This window comes from Amylolactobacillus amylophilus DSM 20533 = JCM 1125 (assembly GCF_001936335.1).
Taxonomy (GTDB): Bacteria; Bacillota; Bacilli; order Lactobacillales; family Lactobacillaceae; genus Amylolactobacillus; species Amylolactobacillus amylophilus.
Map to the genome: position 1 here is coordinate 831512 of NZ_CP018888.1, position 18481 is coordinate 849992.

General features: G+C 41.9%; 19 protein-coding genes. 16 read left to right on the forward strand and 3 right to left on the reverse strand.

Annotated features, from left to right (window positions below):
- Window positions 1-81: 81 nt before the first annotated feature.
- From LA20533_RS04445 to LA20533_RS04475, 7 genes are all read left to right on the forward strand, one after another.
- Window positions 82-1797, forward strand: coding sequence for an ABC transporter ATP-binding protein (locus LA20533_RS04445; RefSeq protein WP_056945758.1), 1716 nt, complete (start codon window positions 82-84; stop codon window positions 1795-1797).
- Window positions 1798-1799: 2 nt separating this feature from the next.
- Window positions 1800-3581: an ABC transporter ATP-binding protein gene (locus LA20533_RS04450; RefSeq protein WP_056945759.1), complete on the forward strand. Its 1782-nt coding sequence runs from the start codon at window positions 1800-1802 to the stop codon at window positions 3579-3581.
- A gap of 353 nt (window positions 3582-3934) precedes the next feature.
- Window positions 3935-4360, forward strand: coding sequence for a DUF2712 domain-containing protein (locus tag LA20533_RS04455; RefSeq protein ID WP_056945760.1), 426 nt, complete (start codon window positions 3935-3937; stop codon window positions 4358-4360).
- A gap of 211 nt (window positions 4361-4571) precedes the next feature.
- Entirely contained in the window at window positions 4572-5381 is an 810-nt protein-coding gene (locus tag LA20533_RS04460; RefSeq protein WP_056945761.1) for a hypothetical protein, read from the forward strand.
- The gene (locus LA20533_RS08575; RefSeq protein ID WP_141322567.1) at window positions 5371-6063 is read left to right on the forward strand and encodes a hypothetical protein; all 693 of its coding nucleotides are present in this window, start codon (window positions 5371-5373) and stop codon (window positions 6061-6063) included. Before LA20533_RS04460 ends, LA20533_RS08575 begins: the two co-directional genes overlap by 11 nt.
- Window positions 6053-6766 (forward strand): DUF2705 family protein, encoded by a 714-nt coding sequence (locus tag LA20533_RS04470; RefSeq protein WP_056945763.1) that lies wholly within the window; start codon window positions 6053-6055, stop codon window positions 6764-6766. The genes LA20533_RS08575 and LA20533_RS04470 overlap by 11 nt, the downstream gene beginning before the upstream one ends.
- 14 nt (window positions 6767-6780) lie before the next feature.
- Entirely contained in the window at window positions 6781-7416 is a 636-nt protein-coding gene (locus tag LA20533_RS04475; RefSeq protein ID WP_054746034.1) for an ABC transporter ATP-binding protein, read from the forward strand.
- A 126-nt stretch (window positions 7417-7542) separates the two neighbouring features.
- Here LA20533_RS04475 and LA20533_RS04480 read toward each other — a convergent pair whose 3' ends face one another.
- Together LA20533_RS04480 and LA20533_RS08580 are read right to left on the reverse strand one after the other, a co-directional pair.
- A complete protein-coding gene (locus LA20533_RS04480) occupies window positions 7543-8481 on the reverse strand; it encodes a helix-turn-helix domain-containing protein (RefSeq protein ID WP_056945764.1) in 939 nt (312 codons plus the stop codon).
- A 258-nt stretch (window positions 8482-8739) separates the two neighbouring features.
- Entirely contained in the window at window positions 8740-8883 is a 144-nt protein-coding gene (locus LA20533_RS08580; protein ID WP_156408155.1) for a hypothetical protein, read from the reverse strand.
- Between the two features lie 21 nt (window positions 8884-8904).
- Between LA20533_RS08580 and LA20533_RS09005 the strand changes: the two genes are divergently transcribed.
- The 6 genes from LA20533_RS09005 to LA20533_RS04515 all read left to right on the forward strand — a co-directional run bounded on the left by LA20533_RS09005 (window position 8905) and on the right by LA20533_RS04515 (window position 14679).
- Window positions 8905-9108, forward strand: coding sequence for a type II toxin-antitoxin system RelE family toxin (locus LA20533_RS09005; protein ID WP_418189842.1), 204 nt, complete (start codon window positions 8905-8907; stop codon window positions 9106-9108).
- Window positions 9109-9503: 395 nt separating this feature from the next.
- Window positions 9504-9875: a hypothetical protein gene (locus LA20533_RS04495; protein WP_054746030.1), complete on the forward strand. Its 372-nt coding sequence runs from the start codon at window positions 9504-9506 to the stop codon at window positions 9873-9875.
- A 192-nt stretch (window positions 9876-10067) separates the two neighbouring features.
- A complete protein-coding gene (locus LA20533_RS04500; protein WP_056945765.1) occupies window positions 10068-11396 on the forward strand; it encodes an MFS transporter in 1329 nt (442 codons plus the stop codon).
- 92 nt (window positions 11397-11488) lie between these two features.
- A complete protein-coding gene (locus tag LA20533_RS04505) occupies window positions 11489-12271 on the forward strand; it encodes a tyrosine-protein phosphatase (RefSeq protein ID WP_056945766.1) in 783 nt (260 codons plus the stop codon).
- 127 nt (window positions 12272-12398) lie between these two features.
- Entirely contained in the window at window positions 12399-12851 is a 453-nt protein-coding gene (locus LA20533_RS04510) for a hypothetical protein (RefSeq protein WP_056945767.1), read from the forward strand.
- Between the two features lie 190 nt (window positions 12852-13041).
- Complete coding sequence (locus tag LA20533_RS04515; RefSeq protein ID WP_054746025.1) at window positions 13042-14679, forward strand: peptide ABC transporter substrate-binding protein; 1638 nt, start codon at window positions 13042-13044, stop codon at window positions 14677-14679.
- A gap of 195 nt (window positions 14680-14874) precedes the next feature.
- Here the strand turns inward: LA20533_RS04515 and LA20533_RS04520 are convergent, their stop codons facing one another.
- Window positions 14875-15327 carry a type II toxin-antitoxin system HicB family antitoxin gene (locus LA20533_RS04520; protein WP_056945768.1) on the reverse strand — a complete coding sequence of 151 codons (453 nt, stop codon included), beginning with the start codon at window positions 15325-15327 and terminating at the stop codon, window positions 14875-14877.
- A gap of 83 nt (window positions 15328-15410) precedes the next feature.
- Here LA20533_RS04520 and LA20533_RS04525 point away from each other — a divergent pair, with 83 nt between their 5' ends.
- The 3 genes from LA20533_RS04525 to LA20533_RS04535 all read left to right on the forward strand — a co-directional run bounded on the left by LA20533_RS04525 (window position 15411) and on the right by LA20533_RS04535 (window position 18388).
- Complete coding sequence (locus LA20533_RS04525; RefSeq protein ID WP_056945769.1) at window positions 15411-16103, forward strand: type II toxin-antitoxin system RelB/DinJ family antitoxin; 693 nt, start codon at window positions 15411-15413, stop codon at window positions 16101-16103.
- Window positions 16104-16950: 847 nt separating this feature from the next.
- Window positions 16951-17310, forward strand: coding sequence for a hypothetical protein (locus tag LA20533_RS04530; protein WP_054746023.1), 360 nt, complete (start codon window positions 16951-16953; stop codon window positions 17308-17310).
- A gap of 181 nt (window positions 17311-17491) precedes the next feature.
- The gene (locus tag LA20533_RS04535; protein ID WP_054746022.1) at window positions 17492-18388 is read left to right on the forward strand and encodes a hypothetical protein; all 897 of its coding nucleotides are present in this window, start codon (window positions 17492-17494) and stop codon (window positions 18386-18388) included.
- The last annotated feature ends 93 nt before the right edge of the window (window positions 18389-18481 follow it).

An 18481-nucleotide genomic window follows, 5' to 3' on the forward strand; every position in this document is an offset into this window, starting at 1 on the left:
GACTAACCAGTCGAAATCGCTTGACTTAGTTATTTAAATTCCATATACTTTGTATCTATTTGTGATTTTAAGGAGGTTTGGATGAAACTACTAGGGTTATATTTAAAGAAGTATTGGTCCAATGTTACAGTAGCAACTGGTGCGATGGTTGTCATCGCCTTTGCCACGCTCTGGCAACCGAAACTGTTACAGAACATGATTGATGCTATCTTGCAAAATGACAAGCAGACCGTCTACGAACTGGGTATTCAGTTAATGGGACTCGCAGTCCTAGGAATTATTGCCGGAATAGTCAACACGATTTTCTCGGCCAAGGCTTCGCAATCAATCGCGGCCGACATGCGAGAACTTGCCTACCGCAAGATTCAGACGTTCTCGTATGGTAATATTCAGAAGTTCTCTGCCTCGAACCTGGTGGTTAGGCTGACGAACGATATTAACCAAGTTCAAATGGTTGTGATGAGTCTCTTGCAACAACTCACACGAATTCCCGTTCTTTTCATCGGGTCATTTATCCTCGCAATTGCGGTTATGCCAAGCCTTTGGTGGGTGATTATCGCGATGCTGGTACTAATCGTGACTACTGCCATGGTTAGCTTCACCAAAATGGGTAAGTTCTTCGGCCAGATGCAAGAAATGATGGAGAAGAATAATACACTAGCGCGGGAGAACCTCATGGGGATGCGCGTGGTGAAGTCATTCGTGCAGGAGCAGGAGCAGATCGACAAGTTCTCTGAAGCGTCCGACGAGATGACGGATGTCACAATCAAGATTGGGAATCTCTTCTCTATCTTGATACCGAGCTTCTTCTTGGTGGGGAATATGGCTGTTGCTGTGGTCGTCCTCCTGGTAGGAAATATGGTGACCAAGGATCCCGGCGTGCTAGGAGCATCACAAGCCTTCATCAGCTATCTCATGCAGATTCTCTTTGCTGTGGTGATGGGTGGCTTCATGATGACCGGTGCCTCGCGGGCATTCGTCTCGCTGGCTCGTCTAAAGGAGATTTATGATGAGGAGCCCGAGCTGACTTATCCGGACGTTGCATCCATTGATTTGGCTGCATCTGTCGAATTTGAGCACGTCTCGTTCCAATATCCAAATGATGACAAAAAAGTTTTGGATGACATTTCGTTTACGGTCGAACCCGGAGAGATGATTGGTGTCGTTGGTGCAACAGGCTCCGGGAAATCCACGCTAGCCCAACTAATTCCAAGATTATATGATCCAACAGAGGGAGTCATCAAGGTTGGTGGCCATGATCTGAAGACGGTTAACGAAGAATCACTGCGCAGGACTATTTCGTTTGTTCTCCAACGGTCAACGATGTTCTCGGGGACGATATCTCATAACTTACGCCAGGGTAAACCGGATGCAACTGTGGATGAAATGCGCTGGGCTGCTGGGGTGGCTCAGTCCGCTGAATTCATTGAGAAACTGGAGCACCAATACGATGCTGAGGTTGAGGAACGTTCCGCAAACTTCTCCGGTGGTCAGAAACAACGTCTATCCATCACACGTGGGGTGATTGCTAAACCGAAAATCCTGATTATGGACGATTCAACCAGCGCGCTCGATGCAAAGTCGGAGAAGTTGGTTCAGGAGGCACTCGACCGGGAGCTTGCTGGCACCACCACTTTCGTTATTGCGGAGAAGATTTCTTCTATTGTGAAGGCTGATAAGATTCTCGTCCTTGATCAGGGGAAACTGGTTGGAATCGGAACACACCGTGAACTACGACAGACGAATGCAACTTATCAGGAGATATATGCAACACAGAAGGCATTAGAGGAGGTGTAGTCATGAAGGACTTAAAGAGTGCAGGCAAATTTTATTACCATTATTTAAGTAAGTATTGGAAGGGCATGACAGTTGTCTTGCTCCTTACCATTATTTCGACATATCTTCAGGTGCAGGCGCCCGTATTTATGGGTGAAGCTTTCACTAAGTTGACCGAGTATCTGCAGGCTTGGGCGAATCCCGCGACCCACGCCGCTGCCTCAAAGGCCGGATTCTATGATGCATTGATTAAGCTAGTAGCGTTTTACGTTGCAAACGCAATTGCGATGTTGATTAGCTCCATTGTGATTGCCCGAATTGCTGGTAAATCAACTGGAACGATGCGTGTGGGTCTTTTCCGCAAAATGCAACGGTTACGGATTAGCTACTTCGATACCCATTCTGACGGGGACATTCTCGCACGCTACACTAGCGACCTCGACAATATTTTCAATGCGATGAACCAGGCTTTATATGAAGTGATGTTCAGTTTCACTCTGTTCGTCGGTATGGTCTGGATGATGTTCAGGCAGAACGTGACGCTAGCATGGATTACCATTGCAACAACGCCGATAGCGGTTATTGTGGCTTTCGTGGTAATCAAAAACGCGCAAAAGTTCGTTAACCGGCAACAAGATGATATTGGTAAGATGAATGGTTACATCAACGAGCAAATCACGGGGCAGAAGATCATCATCACGAACGGCCTACAGGAAGATTCAATTGCGGGCTTCGTGCAGCACAATAATCAGGTCAAACAGACAACCTACAAGGGTCAGATTTGGTCCGGTATCTTGTATCCACTGATGCAAGGGATGGCGCTTTTGAACACCGCGGTCGTGATCTTCTGGGGTTCGTGGTATGTGATGAATGGCAAAATGAGCTTGGCCGTTGGCCTTGGACTAATTGTTATCTTCGTTCAATATGCACAACAATATTACCAACCAATCATCAGTTTGACGTCGTTATACACCATGATCCAGCTTTCGATTACGGGGGCACGGCGGATTAATGAGGTGAGAGAAGAACCTGATGAGGTTAAGCCAACTGCTGGTGTGCCATTTAGTGAGATTAAGGAGAAGATTAACCTGACTGACATCCACTTTAGCTACAATCCTGGTAAGGAAATCTTGCATGGGGTGAACATCGAAGTTGATAAGGGCCAGATGGTCGCACTTGTCGGACCAACGGGCTCTGGGAAGACGACGGTCATGAACTTGCTTAATCGCTTCTATGATGTGGATTCTGGCTCCATCACATTTGATGGGCAGAATATCCAAGACATGGATCTTGATTCTCTAAGAGGTAATGTGGGAATTGTACTGCAAGATCCACAGCTCTTCACAGGTACAATCGGTGAGAACATTAAGTTTGGTAAGCCTGATGCTAGCCAGGAAGAGATTGAGGCTGCTGCGAAGCAGGCAAACATTCATGACTTTATTGTGAGCTTACCTGATGGCTACGAGACCCGAATTGATGATGAGAATTCGTTATTCTCAGCTGGCCAGAAGCAGTTGATGTCAATTGCCAGAACTATCATTACAAATCCGAAGCTGTTGATTCTGGATGAGGCCACCAGTAACGTGGATACGGTGACTGAAGCGCAGATTCAGGCGGCGATGGACAACGTAATTGCGGGCCGAACAAGTTTCGTGATTGCCCACAGATTAAAAACCATTCTGAATGCCGATAAGATAGTGGTGTTGAGGAATGGCGAAGTCATTGAGGAAGGTAGTCATAAGCAGCTACTGGATGAACAGGGCTTCTATTACGAGTTGTATCACAATCAGATGGTCTTTGAATAAAGACGACAAAGCAGGTAAATACACCTGCTTTTTTTGTGGGATCAAGTATGGGTCAAAAAGTTATAAAATTTTTAAAGTAGAACGATAAAAACATTTGTAATTCTAATTTAAGGTAATGTTTATCGAGGGATTTACATGCTTTTGTGTCTAAGATTCATAAGTATCGGATGAGGTGTGTATAATGCAAGCCATGTATGGGATTTGAGTACTTTTTCAATGAGATAATTGCTGGTTATTTGATATAACTGAGCCTATTTAATTATAAATATATATGTTTATGTATTTTTATTTTGGTGAGCATGCTACTCTTCAAGAGTAGTCATTTCACAATAAAAATAAAGGAGGATGGGAATTTGGTTAAAAAGAAAAGGGTATTATTACTATTGGGTGGTACATTAGCGTTGTTCCTTAGTCTTGCAGGAACAGTTTATGCCTCTAACGATTCGATCAGTTTTAAATTTACGGTTAGTCCATGGCAACAAAATGGAAAAGCTGCTGGAGGTAGATACCGACAAACTACCCACCCAGAAAACCCGTGGAAAGTTAAGCTCAACTCAAGTTCGGAGGGTTCAGGTACCATAACTAGATTCTGGCTAGAGGATGCTAGCGCGAATAATGTGTCAACTTCGGTTGATGCGACGCAAGGACTTGGTCCTTATTATACCAATGCATTAACTACTGCAAGCCAAAAAACAGTATGGTTAACCGGAGAGAATAATAATTATAATGGCGTTACTTATTCTGTGGCTGGTGTTTGGGATGAGGAAACATGGAATTGAGAAGATACTTGGGTAAAGACGATAATCATTGAAAATTGATAGAGATTATAAAGTTATGTGAATATGACCTACGACGCCTTTTGTATTAGTAGCTCCAGAAATTTGGTGGCTACCTTTTTATTATTGATTATTTACTTACCTACATTTTATTTTTCTATTTTTAGAAATACGCAGATTTAACTTAACCAAAAACAACGAGGGGGTGCTTTGAGTGAAATACGAACTAGAGCGAGTTCTTAAGACAACCAAAAGCAAAGTTAGCATTGTTATTCTGACACTAATACCATTTTTCGATCTTTATATTAGTATTAAAGTAGCGTTTTATGATTTTTGGCTTCATCCTGATTCATATCCTCAAGGTATTGCCCGGAATCTACTGCCGCATCCAGCTCATGCGAGTCTTTTGTCCGGCTCATCATTGGGTCATTTTGCTCAGATGTTATTTATCTGGATTTTGCCGATTTATTTGATGTTTATTTACTCGGATTATTATATCCAAGAGAAGAAGCTAGGATATAGTGACATTTTGTATACTAAAAAATCGCGGAGTCAATTTCTGAAAGATCGTTTCTCTGTTTCATTTCTGTTAGGCTTTGCCGTGCCGTTTCTTAGTCTGACAATTAACTATTTGGCTGCTATACTCATCTTTCGCGGTGGCAAGTCATTTTCCGGGTTGGAACAATTTCCAGAAGCTCTACATGGATTGGCTTTGATTAGTTTGCAACATCCATACATAACCTATGCTGTCTATATCTTGGTTTTCTCGCTCTTTTCGGGCTTGTTTGCGATGTTATGTACCAGCATCTCAATGTTGTTTCCGCAATACAAATTAGCCTATCCGATCGCACTACTGATCTGGTACGGGCAGATTATACTACCCAATAGTCTAACGTATGTTTTCCAACCGTTTATCGAATATGGATTCAAACAGATTATTCCGGCGTCAATATTATTCGTCACAATTTGCTTAGCCGTCTCAATATTTGCATTCAGGCATCAGGTAATTGCTGATGAAACATAGGATTGCTAAGATTAGTGCTTTAAGTATATTTTTTGCCCTCTGGTGGTCGTATGTCTTTCGGAATGTATCGTTTGAATTTAGTCACAAATTAATCGTTGAGCTGAATTCTGCTTACGGGGGATATAATCACCTAATAACTCATGCAGGGATGAATATCATTTTACTGTTATTGTTGTTCAATCCATTCAATCTAACCCAGTTAGCCGTTCGAGCCCCCAGAAGACGAATCGTCAATAGGATGTTTGGTCAAATGATTGAAGCAGCCTTCTATTTCTCAGCTGTCTTTGTTGGAATCAATGTCTTGTTTAACATGTTCCACATTAATCTGAACCACTTAGTTGAAATTAATTTCTTTGGCGTTGCCATCTTATACTTCATCAGCGCCTTTATCTTTTATCTGCTGATGGGCACCGTTTTCCTGATTTGTTTGTCCTTGGTGTCTAATTATCCAATTGCAGTTGCAGTTACCTTTGGCCTCAGTATTGGCCAGCTGTATTTTCAACTGGTCCAGGGCTGGCCGACTGCCTTATCGATACTAACCGTTTATACAGATTATTATGAGGACGGATTCAACATCCTTCATTATATAAGTGTGAATGTTTTAGCCCTTATCTTTATTGGAGGATTATATCTAATTCTTAGCTATATCTTCCAGAGAAAGGATATCTTAGATGGTGAATAAACGAAGACTGTTAGTCATTGCTGCTGGAATCGGAGTATTTGCTTATTTATGGCAGTTAGCAATTCGTGCCAGTACAATGAATGATTTATACGCAGGTATTATTTTTAATGCCAATTTAAATTTTGACTTTATCCAATATTTTCTTTTTGCTGTTGCCACTTTGGGATTCATGGGTGTAGGTGAAACCTTTGGCAGGAACTTTGGAATTTATGTACTTGTCCGTAATCGGTCAACCTTTAAAATGTTTCTACAATTTCTCTGGAAAGCAATTAAGTACACTACTTTCTTTGAATTCACTAAAGTGCTAGTTTTCGGAGTGGTACTGGTCATCACTTCGGGGAAATTTGACTTTGCAGATGTTGGTAGCTTCTTCTATCTACTAGTTATGAATTATCTGTTCTTGTTGAACATTGTTGCGTTCGAGATGTTTATGGAAATTTTAGTTGATAGCAAGATTGCAATCTATGCTACCCAAGTATTCTTGCTCGGTTCAATCTTTGTTGCAGATACAATCAATCGCCTTAGTAATTACCAAAGTTTCGGTGTATTGATTCTGCTAAATTCTACGATGAATAATCGCATGGAACTACTGAAAGATAGTGCAGCAAGTGTATATGTACTCGCACCAATAGTTCAAATATTTTTCTTTTCAATAATGTGTCTTTTCTGCGTCTTTAAGTTTCGCCGAAAAGACTGGATATAAAGCGGAGGGGCTCAATGCCACAGATAAATTTCACAAATTATACCAAAGTAATCAAGAAGAAAACCATCCTAGACGATATCACCTTCCAGTTTGACTCGGGTAAAATATACGGTCTCCACGGGCGTAATGGATCGGGGAAGACGATGATTCTGCGGGCAATCTCCGGCTTAATTTTCCCCACTAGCGGCAGTGTACAGGTGGGCGACCAAGTGATCCACAAGGATGTAGATTTCCCGGCAGAAACGGGGGTAATCATCGAACATACTGACCTGCTGCCACAGTACACGGCTTTTGATAATTTGAAAATGTTGAGCAGGATTAATAATGTCGCAAGCGATGACGATATCAATTCGGCATTATTGGCTGTTGGCCTCGAGGGTCACGAAAAAGAGAAAGTTAAGAGTTTCTCACTTGGGATGCGGCAGAAGCTCAGCATCGCACAGGCGATTTTCGAACACCCAAAGCTATTGTTGTTGGACGAGCCAACTAATGCATTGGATCAAGAGACCATCCGTGATGTACGGCAAATTTTACTGGGATTAAAGCAAGACGGCGCAACAATTATCATCGCTAGCCACAATAAGGAAGACCTTGATGTGTTAGCTGATGAAATACTGTTAATTCACGATGAACGAATTAACATAGCTTAGTTAGAATATGTAAAAACCGCAGAGACAAGCTGTCTCTGCGGTTTTTCAGTTGGTTTTGAGTTGGTAAATAATAGAAGTGATTAAAGAAGTTGTTTAGTCAATCTGTCGACTATTCAATGTTATGCGTTAGAAAATATTCAACAAGAACTTGTCAGATAAGAATGGGAGATAGCGTCTGATTATTTGTTTGCGCGTCTCGTCATCTACCTGTGTCGGAAGTACGTTCTTGAGGTAATCAACAATTACTTCCTCTTCCAGAAATGGTGCGAGGGAACTGAGTTCCTTAGCATTATCCGGATTTTGACTGAGCTTGTGGAAAATCTGGTTTAAGCTATCATCATCGAGGAAAGGTGCTAATTCACGTATCTTTTTAAACTCGGTATTGGGGCTTTGCGCGATATCACGCAACTTGTCATCACTCAGAAATGGGTAGAAGTGTTTCAATGAATGCTCATTTGGGCCAAACAGTTTCACTACCTGATCAAAGATTGCATCGACATCATCATCGTCTAGGGCAAAAACCAGTTTAGAGATCAGCTGTAAGCTATCCTTCGTGCCGGCCTGTAGTTGACTATCGATGTAGCGTTTGATGTACGCAGAACTCAGGAATGGTGCGAGCTTATGTAATTGTTGGTTAAAGTCCGGCTCTCCTAAGTGTTCATCCACCTGTTGTTCGAGCGTTTCGTCAGAGATGAAAGGAGCAATCTCTACAATTTGTTCAAATGATAGGTGCTTGTCCGTGACTTTCTGCTCTACCTGCGCTGGTTTCATCAATGGGGCAGCTTGAACGAGGTCTTCAACGGGCATGGGCTCATCGTTTTGGACTATTTGAATAGTTCGGGCCCCCTCATGTGAACCCAGTAAATCTTCTAATGATAAGTCCAATACTTGGGAAATTTGATTATATTTATCGATGTCGGGCAGTGACTTGCTGCGCTCCCAATTACTAACGGCCTGGTAGCTCACGCCTAATTCATCGGCTAGCTCCATTTGGGTCATATTACATTCTTTACGCGCATCGGCGATTTTCTTGCCGATTCTTTGTGCATCAAAAATTTGTATCATTTCTGTTCCTCCATTTTTCTTTTGACGGTCGACCTTGATTTCATCATAGAGACATGATGGGTAATTGTCACTCAATTATTGCTTGAGTAGGAATATTGATGACTAAATTGCTGCTTGAATCGGCATAAAGTGTTGCTGCTTAAGGGGTAATTAACGATTCAGTTAATACCTTGTTAAGAATTCGCCTTCATAGATAACTTTCCCGTAGTTCATGTAATACCTCGCCGTTTTTACCAGGTAACATGCGGTCTAAGAGGATTAAATCGACTTATTTGCCCTTTTATATACTAGTAATCCCTCGGTGCCGGAATATGCACTAATAGTGTGATATTGAGCCTGCAAAACCTTTTGTAGTAGGTGTTGCATATCATCGTTATCTTCGATAATTAAAATATTGTCCATAATACCTCCGGTGTTCGTGTAATTCTCCTTAGCCTGATTGACAGAAACATAGTCAATACAAGTGAGCCATTTAAAAACGGGAAAGCGCTTATGAGAGAATTAAAGGAGTTGTGGCGTTATCGTATTGGTGACTACAGGATACTATGTCGAATTAATAAAGAAGATATCATTATCGAAATAGTCAAGATTGCTCACCAGAAGAGTGTCTATATATTTAGAAAGTGAGTTTAGTGAATTATCTTTGTCTCATTTAGTACAGAATCTAGTTTCTTATTAAGTGTTTCCACAACAATATTGACGTTGCTATATGCTACATTTGTCGTCATGATTCTAGTAAACTCCGAAATAGTCATTCCTTTAGATCTAAGCTTTGCGTTGGCAGATTTCTTAATTTTATGGTCAATTTGTATCAGAGTCCGATCCTGTATAGTCAAATTAATCTTTCTTTCTGGATAAATAATTTGTACTCAAACTGTGCAAATAGTGTAAGTCCGTTTACTCTATGCTACCCAGCTCACTGTAAATTGATTAAAATATGTGATTTAGTTCTCCAATTTCAGCCAAATATGCCTATACTATATAAAGAGACATACCATAGTGATGGAAATAGGAGATTGAACATGGATGAGAAATTTCTAGAAGTGATGCAACACGAAGGTCCTGCAACAATTGTGACGATAAACGGAAATCCGGCGAGCGTGGTGAACACGTGGATGTCATATATTGAGGTTGATCCGGAGAGAAAGACGCTCTTAATTCCGGCCGCCGGAATGCACAGTATTGAGGGCGACTTCGCTAAAGATAATACGGTGACAATTACCGTGGGTACCAAGGAGGTTGAAGGAACTGAGGGACCTGGTGCGGGTTTTCACGTCTACGGCAAGGGGCACTTTATCGACGCCGGTGAGGACTTTGAGGGCATGAAATCGAAGTTTGAGTGGATTCGTAAGGTTCTGGTGATCGATGTGACAGATATGGCCCAGAAAATCTAAAGTTAAATTATTTGTAGATATAGTAGTCACCCTCAATTTTGGGTGACTACTTTCAGTTATAGCATGATTTAAACCACTTACGCACCTAAATTTGACCGCTTACTCCGATATGCTTTTTCCCCGTTCTAAATATGCTTTAATGAATTTAAGCAAAAGTAGAAGTTAAAAGAATGAAATTCGTGGGAGCTTGGAATGAAAAAATTTAATTTAGGGCCACAGATTTGGAAGTATCTGATTAGTCGCTTCGCTGGGGTATTTGGCAGCTCGATGTTGAGTTTCGCACTTGGTCTGTACGTTTTGCGGCAGACGGGATCGGCTCTTGGAATGGGGATTACGCTGATCACCGGTCCCCTAGTCTCCTTGGTTCTGACGCCATTCGTTGGTTATGTGGTGGATACGATGAGCCACCGGAAAATTGTGATTGTTGGGCAGTTGGCAAGCATGCTCGCGCTTTTGTCATTCGGAATTGTGATTAGTGTCTGGCCGGAGCAGTACTATATCCAGATTATTAGCTTGATGGTTATTCTTCAGGTAACCGATAATTTCTTTGGTACAGCACTACAATCGAGTATGATTTCCTTGTTTGAGGGTGCTGAGTTGCAACGTGTGAACGGCTTAGCCCAATCGCTCAATGCTACCGCATCTTTTCTGGCGCCAATTATCGGTGCTGTCGTCTACACCTTAGTTTCCATCGGCAGTTTCGCCTTCATCGAACTCGGATTTGAGCTCATCGCTCTAGCGGGTGTCATGATGTTGAACTTTGATGCTCAAAGTGTGACGAACGCTGAACCGGAGACTGATGTTTCGGCTGAGCAGGAGGAACATGAGAGTATCTGGCAGAACTTCAAGGTGGGCTTTGGCTACATCAGAACCCAGAAATTATTATTATTTGTTATTTCGGTGTCAACGTTAATTAACTTCTTCTTCGCAGCCATCAATGTGGGGCAGCCCTTTATCTTGGTGGATTCTCTTCGTTTGAGTAATGGGCAATATGGGATGACGGAATCCGCCTTCGCAATTGGGATGGTCCTCGGTGGAGTGCTATTCAGTGCAATGAATTTGAAGCAACACTTCGTCCTCGTTAGTTTCAAAAACATTATAATTGTCTCGATCTTATTGGGGATTATCGGTGTGCCACTGTTGTTTAACTGGTCAAGTAATGTGAATACTATCTTCTATGTCGCATTTAATATGCTAATCGGAACAATCCTGGTCTTTGTGAATAGCCCCGTTGGTATCTATATGCAGGCCAACATCGATCCGAAGTTCCAAGGACGTGTGTTCTCGATTATGAGCACACTGTCAATGTTGCTCATGCCAATTGGTACACTATTCTATGGTGTGTTATTCGACCATTTGAACGGTGCGTTAATCTTTGCTGTTACTGGCCTGATTCTACTTTTGATCGTCAGCACAGCCCTTGTGGCCGTAGCGAAATTGAAGCTAATTGAGCAGGATGAAGCACAGCATGCGGAGATTGACAAGGCTGAAGCGGTTCCAAGTGAGACTGCTGTCAATTAGTTAATTGATTGTGGTACTACAAGTTAGTGGTGCTTGAATGAAAAATTTCAACCACCACTTTTTTGCGGTATCCTATGGGTAGGAGGTGCAATATGGCGGAATATCAGCGAGTAATTCAATTGGCAGGAGCGCTTAACTTTCGTGATTTGGGTGGCTATGTTAATCAACACGGGCAGACCGTTTCTTGGGGTAAAATCTATCGGGCTGCGGACTTGTCGCTGTTGACGCAATCCGATCGGGATAAATTGTCGTGGCTGCAGATTAAGCATGATGTTGACCTTCGCTCGACGTCTGAGCAGGAGAGAAATCCGGATAGGTTATGGTCTGGTGCTAAGTTGACTAAGAATCCTATCTACCCAGAACAGGGGAATACCCCCGCACTTTTCGGTACGCCAAGTATCTGGTGGCGCAAGGTACATCATATTCCGGAGGCGGCAAACGGCTTTGCCCAGATTTACCAGAATGTGATTCTAAATAAGCATGCAAAACAGGCGTTTGCAACAACGTTCAAGATACTTTTACAAAATGAGCCAACGGTGTTTCATTGCTCGGCGGGGAAGGACCGAACTGGAATGACTGCCGCCTTAGTCCTTCTGGCGTTAGAAGTGCCAGAAGAGACGATTATTGCCGATTATCTACTGACCAACGAATTATTCGGTTTTGGCACGGGTAATGTACCAGAAGATGAGGCCGAGATTGAGCGGCTCGTTAGTCGGATGAACCTGCAGACCGGTGAGGCAGAGGTGATGCAGACGGTAATCGAGACCATTAATGTTGGTTATGGTGGGATTGCTAATTACTGGCAGGATGCCTTGGGTCTCAAACTAGACCAATTTCAGAAATTACGTAAGCTTTATTTGGTAGATGATAATTAAATTACCTAATTATATAACTTAGTTACGTTTTTTAGATGAGCCAATGTTTTGTTTGTGATGTAGACCATTCGCTATAATTGAATTGAGGCGGTGAGTGGCCGCCAAATAGCGAGAAGGAGGACACTAGATGCATCATAATAAGGAACACGAAGCAGACAAAGACCGGATGAACGATGTTTTGGTTGAAGAGATGGAGAATCAAAATGTCGTGCGGACCGAGGATAACATGGGTGAGCGGATGGATGTCGGGATGAACCCTGAAGAGACTATGCGTGAGGACATGGACATGAATCCCGAAGAAGGGATGCCCGAGATGCCGGATGAGGCGGGAGAAAACCTGCATGATTCGCAACGTTACGGTGATACTGATACCATTGATGTGAGTGATGAAATCAGTGCTTTGGGCGCCGAGGAGAATCTGGCTAACGACGGTGATGAATATTCCCCGGAGTCGTTAGAGGGTATGGGCCAAGACGAGAGACATGAGATGCAACAAGAAGCCAACAACATTGCGCAGAACAATGACGATGAGCTGGCGAAATTGCATGGTGACCGTCGTGGGTTACGCCAAGACAGCTAAGTTAGTAATCTGACGAATCAATTAATTAGACGAATGAGCCCCCAACCTTGATTAGGTTGGGGGTGTTTTATTAGAAGCGCCCAAGTATCTTAGTAAAATATTTGCAAAAAATAATTTAATTTCCTATTTACTTAATTTTATTCTCATGATATTGTTGTTCGTAACATATAATCTTAAAGGGGGATTAATCATGAAGAAGAAACGAATATTCTTAATGGGATTTATAACTGTTGCAACTGCTTTGACCTTGGCCGCATGTAGCAACAACAGCAGTAGTTCATCCCAGGGTGATGATAAGCAAGTCTGGCGCCGGATGGAGAAAGATATTATTTCATCCATGGATGGTTCAATTATTACTGACGCAATCTCCGGCCAAGCCTTACAAGATACGATGGAGGGCTTGTATCGGTATCAGGGCCAGAAACTTACGCCAGCCGTGGCTAAGAAAGTCGTGGAGCCAACAAACGATGGCCTGAAATATGCTTTTAAGCTGCGTAAGTCCAAGTGGAGTAACGGTGATCCTGTGACAGCGAAGGATTTCGTTTATTCATGGAAGCGCGCGGTTGATCCCGCTACTAAATCTGAATATGCGTACTTATTTAGCGGAATTAAGAATGCTGATGATATCATTGCAGGCGAAAAAGATCCGTCAACCCTTGGCGTCAAGGCAACAGATGACTATACTTTTGAGGTTGATCTAGAAAGATCAGTTCCATATTTTGGCACAATGCTGACCAACCCCGTCTTCTTCCCACTGAACCAGAAGGTGGTCGAGAAGTACGGTAAGAAATATGGTACACAAAGTAAGTACGTTGTTTATAACGGCCCGTTCAAGATGACGAAGTGGAACGGTACGAACAACAAGTGGGTTGAAGTGAAGAATAATTCTTACTGGAACAAGAGCAAGGTGAAGCTTGACGAGATTCAAGTCCAGGTTCTGAAGGATTCTGACACAGCATTGAGTTTATTCCAAGCAGGCAAGATCGATGATGTCGTGGTTTCAGGTGACACTGCCGCCCAAATGAAGGATGACAAGAGTTACCGTCCACAGAAACAATCGAGGTTGACGTATCTCACACTGAATGTGGCTAAGGTTCCAGCATTCAAAAATACGAAGATTCGTCAGGCATTCTCATACGCAATCGACCGGAATGAACTTGTAGATAGTGTGTTATCTGACGGTTCGATCCCAGCACAAGTTTTGGTCCCAGAGGGATTGGCAGCTAACGAGAAGACTGGGAAAGACTTCACCAAGGAAGTAGGTACTGGGAAGAAGTACACTAAGTATGACCCAGAGAAGGCTACTAAGCTGTTCAAGGAAGGATTACAAGAGGTTGGTGCTTCAAGTGTCGAACTTGAGCTGTTAGGTGATGATACGGAAGACCAGAAGAAGGTTCAGGAGTACCTGCAAAGTACATTGGAGAAGAACTTACCTGGGTTGAAGTTGAATATCGCAAGTATTCCGTTCAAAACCAGAGTTTCGCGTTCTCTGGCCGGTGATTTTGACGTGGTGGTTTCTGGTTGGTCAGCAGACTTCCCAGATCCAATCACATTCCTTGATTTGTTCGAGACGACGAACTCATATAACTTTGGTAAATGGTCGAATGCATCATTTGATAAGTATGTGAAGAATAGTAAGAACAAGGATGCAGTCGATCCCGATGCTCGCTGGCAAGATCTGTTAGACGCTAGTGATGTGTCCGTTGAGGATATGGGTGCGGTTCCGCTATACCAGAATGTGCAGGCGCACCTGGTGAACATGAAGGTGAAGAACTTGTATTACAGTCCAGCTAATAACTATAATTTTGTTGGAACATATTTGAAATAAGCTTTGAAATTTAAAAAACCGCCAACCTCTTCGAGAGAGATTGGTGGTTTTTGTGTGGAGTAAAATCTGGATTTTATAAAAATTCTCGGGCTATTTTCGTACAACTCAAGGTGTTCAGTTTGTCTCAAAATTGAATGGGAACTGGGACTTTGTGCCTGGAATACCTATTAAATAGGAAATTGATACTGAAACTTTTTAATGTGCTTCATCCGTTTTCTGCATAATAGCATCTGTCAGTGCTTTAGAGTAGTGGAGGTGCAATCTTTTACCAGACTCGTCCGCCCATTTTGGAATAGCTAAGGTTAGTTCAATTGGGTCATTATAATCGAGAAAATCATCTAAATCCACTGTAACCATTGAAATAAATGATTTATCAACCTGAAATTTAAAATCAAAATCATCATCTTTGAAAGGATTGTTTCCTACAAGTGAGAGGTCATTAATATTAGATGGCCTTGGAACATGTTTGCCATCTTCGACATAATATGTTAGAAGATTTCCGAGGAGATCCACGGCCATTCTAATTGCGTCACTAATGTTATTTCCTTGCGTTGCAGAATTTTCTAAGTCTGGAAAGTGAACGAAATAAGGAACTTCTTCAGTTTCGGTGTCATCAAAGTAAAAAAGTGCTGGATAAGTGTATAGCATAAGTTAAATCTCCTTTCGATTAACAGACAATTTATACGATAAAATTAAGTCTATGGGTTATTTATAACAGGAGGGGTATATCGATGAATATTTATTGCCAGGTTTCTGCTATGGTAGATAAGAATGACGTTGCACGTGCAAACGAATTTCTGAGTACGCACTATCTAGATTTGGGAGATATGTCAGAAATACTGATGAATAGCGTTTCATATGATAAGAATCTCCCCTTTGATGTGCCATTTGGTAGCCAAATTGTTTCTGATTTTGATCCAGAGCGTGCTACTAAGATTATCGATGATTATTATGGGGCATATCCTAGTAATAAGGTCGATATTAATAATCCTGACCAAGTGGATGACTTTGTTAATGGGTTCGTCAAACTAGTATTTCCTAATCTGCCAACTCAACAAGTTAATGACCCAAACCTTGTAGAAGTTAAGTCTGACAAAATCATTGGTATCTTCAAGATTAGATCCGCTGAACATTTAGCTAAGCTAGGTTACGATATTGCGACGGCAATTCAGCTGATGGTTAAATATATTGCAGATAATCAAGAGATTCCATTTGATGGCGTTGGTGACGGAGCTACACCCGAGCAAAAGAAATATTATGAAGAGAATAAGGAACAAATAGTTAAAGATCTCGATGAGTTAGTTAATAGGGTTAGTGGTGAACCTAAAATGGTTGATGCTGATCACCCGGAAAATATTGCTGAATTTTTTGATGAAGAATTTCCTGAAATGGATGAGCTCTTTCGTGGTTGTGAATTTCAGTAAGAATCATGGATGAGTTAACTAAAGACATTTAGAATAGGAAATAATTGAGCTGATAATCATCAAAAGAAGGCTGATAGAGTGAACGCAGTATTTGGTGAGTAACCCAAGAAGTGAAATTATCTATGACGAATTGCTGGAATTTCAGGTATATCCAGGCACCATTCTGGTTAACGTTAGTTTTAGAACGAGGATTAATTTCACACAAGTGCTCAAGATGCGGTGGATATTGCAGTTGAGTCTGCTGATGGTGGTGAATTTATGGTCGGCGACTATATTTGGGCGAACAACATGGGTTGTGAAGGGCGTCGTGGTATCACTAGCAAAATTATCCTTTTTGACGTTACTAGGACATTTCCCGTGCCGAAGTGTCGACCAAACTCAACTGGCTGTCCGTAAACGAATTGAAGTTCTTACAACTTCAGGATAAACGAATTTTGCAAAAATAAAGTTGCAGCACAATACTCAGGCAGCACAACCGCTGTGCTGGATAGGTATGGCAAGGTACCACTGCAAGTGAACCTCGAACTCTTGTTACAGAATGGTGCTCTGCTTGTGTTAGTCTTACACCACTTGCAAGTTAGTTGCGGGGCCCTTGATTATCGACGCAACGCTAGATCTACATTAACTAACAAGGAGGACATACCAACGACGGCGGTTGTTGAACCGCCTGAATATATGACATGCTTCAAACAACGCATGTCAATCAGAAAATTATTTTTCAGCGCTGGCTGTGCAACTTATAAATATTTTTTGTAAAAATCACAAGCATTAATAACCCCCGTTTCTTATTTGAATGCTAAACTCGATATGAAAGAGTTAGTTGCTTAAGAGAAAGGGGTTATTTTATATGCTTGACGTAATTAAATCAATCGACAATCTAGCTTGGACAATTGAGCATCACTTCCAACACATCAAGAATAAAAACGATTTCATTCGTGCAGTTGCAGTTCAATTTGAGCTCTCCTACACAGATTTTCGCGTTATTCAATTGGCGCTTCAGCTGGACCCAACGGAAATGGATTTGCTAAAACGATTTAGTGCAGCGTACGAAAATGAGGTTTATCCATTTGAAAGTGAGTTTGCTTTCTACGGGTTAGATGCGTTTAACGAGAAGTACGGTGAACAAATTGACCGGTATGAGCAGGGAGTGCAGAAACTGCTAGTTATTCTTGATGAAATTAAGAATGTTAATTCAGTAGCTGAATAAGACATATGGCGTCGTCAACGGGTTCAAATGAACTCGTTTTTTGCTGGGGCATTGTGCTAGCTAATAAAACCATTGTGAATCTTTAAATATTTCTACTATAATAGATATAATTGAAACAAAATAGTTAACTCATATTCACTAGAGGGAGTAGCTGGGCGATTGGACTCAGTTGAGATAAAGTATGAAGGATAGAACTTACAAACGTTCGTTAATCATCATCAGCGTGGTTCTCTTTGCGGGATTTATCGCACTTTTTGCAGGAATAATGCACAACAAACGTGTGGATGCCGCATATAATACCCGGATTGAGCGGGTTATTTCTGAAATCAAAACAGAAGAACAAAAGTCCGAAAGGTTAGATTCAGCGAAGCGAATTTCGGCAATCAGAACGTTGCGTACTAAACTAGAGCGTTATAAGAAGGGCTCTGAGAAGGATACTAATATCATCGTTGCCTATAACGATGCCATCAAAAATTTGGGTAAGGATATTCGAAAGAAGAACAACGATGAATATTCTAAGCTGAAAACGAAGGATATCAATAAGGAAATTAAGTCTACGCTAAATGAGAAGATTGATGGCCTGAATAAGCTCAGTAAGACGCTTACTAAACAAGAGGGGGATATCTATTCTGAGGAGGAGGTAGAAACCTTCGTCGCAAAAATTCAAAGGCTAATTAAGAGGTATAAAAAGCAAATCAAGGCTATTAATGCGGATCTTAAGAGAGCAAATGCTGATACTAACACGGTTTCGAATATAACTAATGCTGACGCTGATGACGTGGAAGATACGAGTGCGGATACATCTTCCGAATATGATGGCGGTTATTCTGGTTCTGGTACAGGATCGGGTTGGACCGGTTCTGGCAGTGCTGGCTCCAGTAGTTCTACTTCTGGGGGCTCAGAGTCGAGTTCGGGTAACGCTGGAACAGACAGTACTGAATCGAGCACTAGTAGTTCAGCCGATGAAACCGAGACTACAGTTCATGATGAAGGTGCATCCGAGAATACAGTTCATGATGAAGGTGCGCCCGAGCCTCCAGTTCCTGATGAAGATGCGCCCAAGAATACTGTTGAGTAGTGTAAGTGCTAGGTGTTAGGTCGCCGTTATATGTTACTAAAAAGCCCATCAAATTCAGTTTGATGGGCTTTTTGCGTGGAAATCTTCGTGTTG

What these genes read in the sequence shown, in the direction of transcription:
- LA20533_RS04510 (WP_056945767.1), top strand. Translation starts at nt 12,399, where the DNA reads ATGCATCATAATAAGGAACACGAAGCAGACAAAGACCGGATGAACGAT.
- LA20533_RS04445 (WP_056945758.1), top strand. Translation starts at nt 82, where the DNA reads ATGAAACTACTAGGGTTATATTTAAAGAAGTATTGGTCCAATGTTACA.
- LA20533_RS04450 (WP_056945759.1), top strand. Translation starts at nt 1,800, where the DNA reads ATGAAGGACTTAAAGAGTGCAGGCAAATTTTATTACCATTATTTAAGT.
- LA20533_RS04470 (WP_056945763.1), top strand. Translation starts at nt 6,053, where the DNA reads ATGGTGAATAAACGAAGACTGTTAGTCATTGCTGCTGGAATCGGAGTA.
- LA20533_RS04500 (WP_056945765.1), top strand. Translation starts at nt 10,068, where the DNA reads ATGAAAAAATTTAATTTAGGGCCACAGATTTGGAAGTATCTGATTAGT.
- LA20533_RS04535 (WP_054746022.1), top strand. Translation starts at nt 17,492, where the DNA reads ATGAAGGATAGAACTTACAAACGTTCGTTAATCATCATCAGCGTGGTT.
- LA20533_RS08575 (WP_141322567.1), top strand. Translation starts at nt 5,371, where the DNA reads ATGAAACATAGGATTGCTAAGATTAGTGCTTTAAGTATATTTTTTGCC.
- LA20533_RS08580 (WP_156408155.1), bottom strand. Translation starts at nt 8,883, where the DNA reads ATGGACAATATTTTAATTATCGAAGATAACGATGATATGCAACACCTA.
- LA20533_RS04515 (WP_054746025.1), top strand. Translation starts at nt 13,042, where the DNA reads ATGAAGAAGAAACGAATATTCTTAATGGGATTTATAACTGTTGCAACT.
- LA20533_RS04505 (WP_056945766.1), top strand. Translation starts at nt 11,489, where the DNA reads ATGGCGGAATATCAGCGAGTAATTCAATTGGCAGGAGCGCTTAACTTT.
- LA20533_RS04520 (WP_056945768.1), bottom strand. Translation starts at nt 15,327, where the DNA reads ATGCTATACACTTATCCAGCACTTTTTTACTTTGATGACACCGAAACT.
- LA20533_RS04480 (WP_056945764.1), bottom strand. Translation starts at nt 8,481, where the DNA reads ATGATACAAATTTTTGATGCACAAAGAATCGGCAAGAAAATCGCCGAT.
- LA20533_RS04495 (WP_054746030.1), top strand. Translation starts at nt 9,504, where the DNA reads ATGGATGAGAAATTTCTAGAAGTGATGCAACACGAAGGTCCTGCAACA.
- LA20533_RS04475 (WP_054746034.1), top strand. Translation starts at nt 6,781, where the DNA reads ATGCCACAGATAAATTTCACAAATTATACCAAAGTAATCAAGAAGAAA.
- LA20533_RS04530 (WP_054746023.1), top strand. Translation starts at nt 16,951, where the DNA reads ATGCTTGACGTAATTAAATCAATCGACAATCTAGCTTGGACAATTGAG.
- LA20533_RS04525 (WP_056945769.1), top strand. Translation starts at nt 15,411, where the DNA reads ATGAATATTTATTGCCAGGTTTCTGCTATGGTAGATAAGAATGACGTT.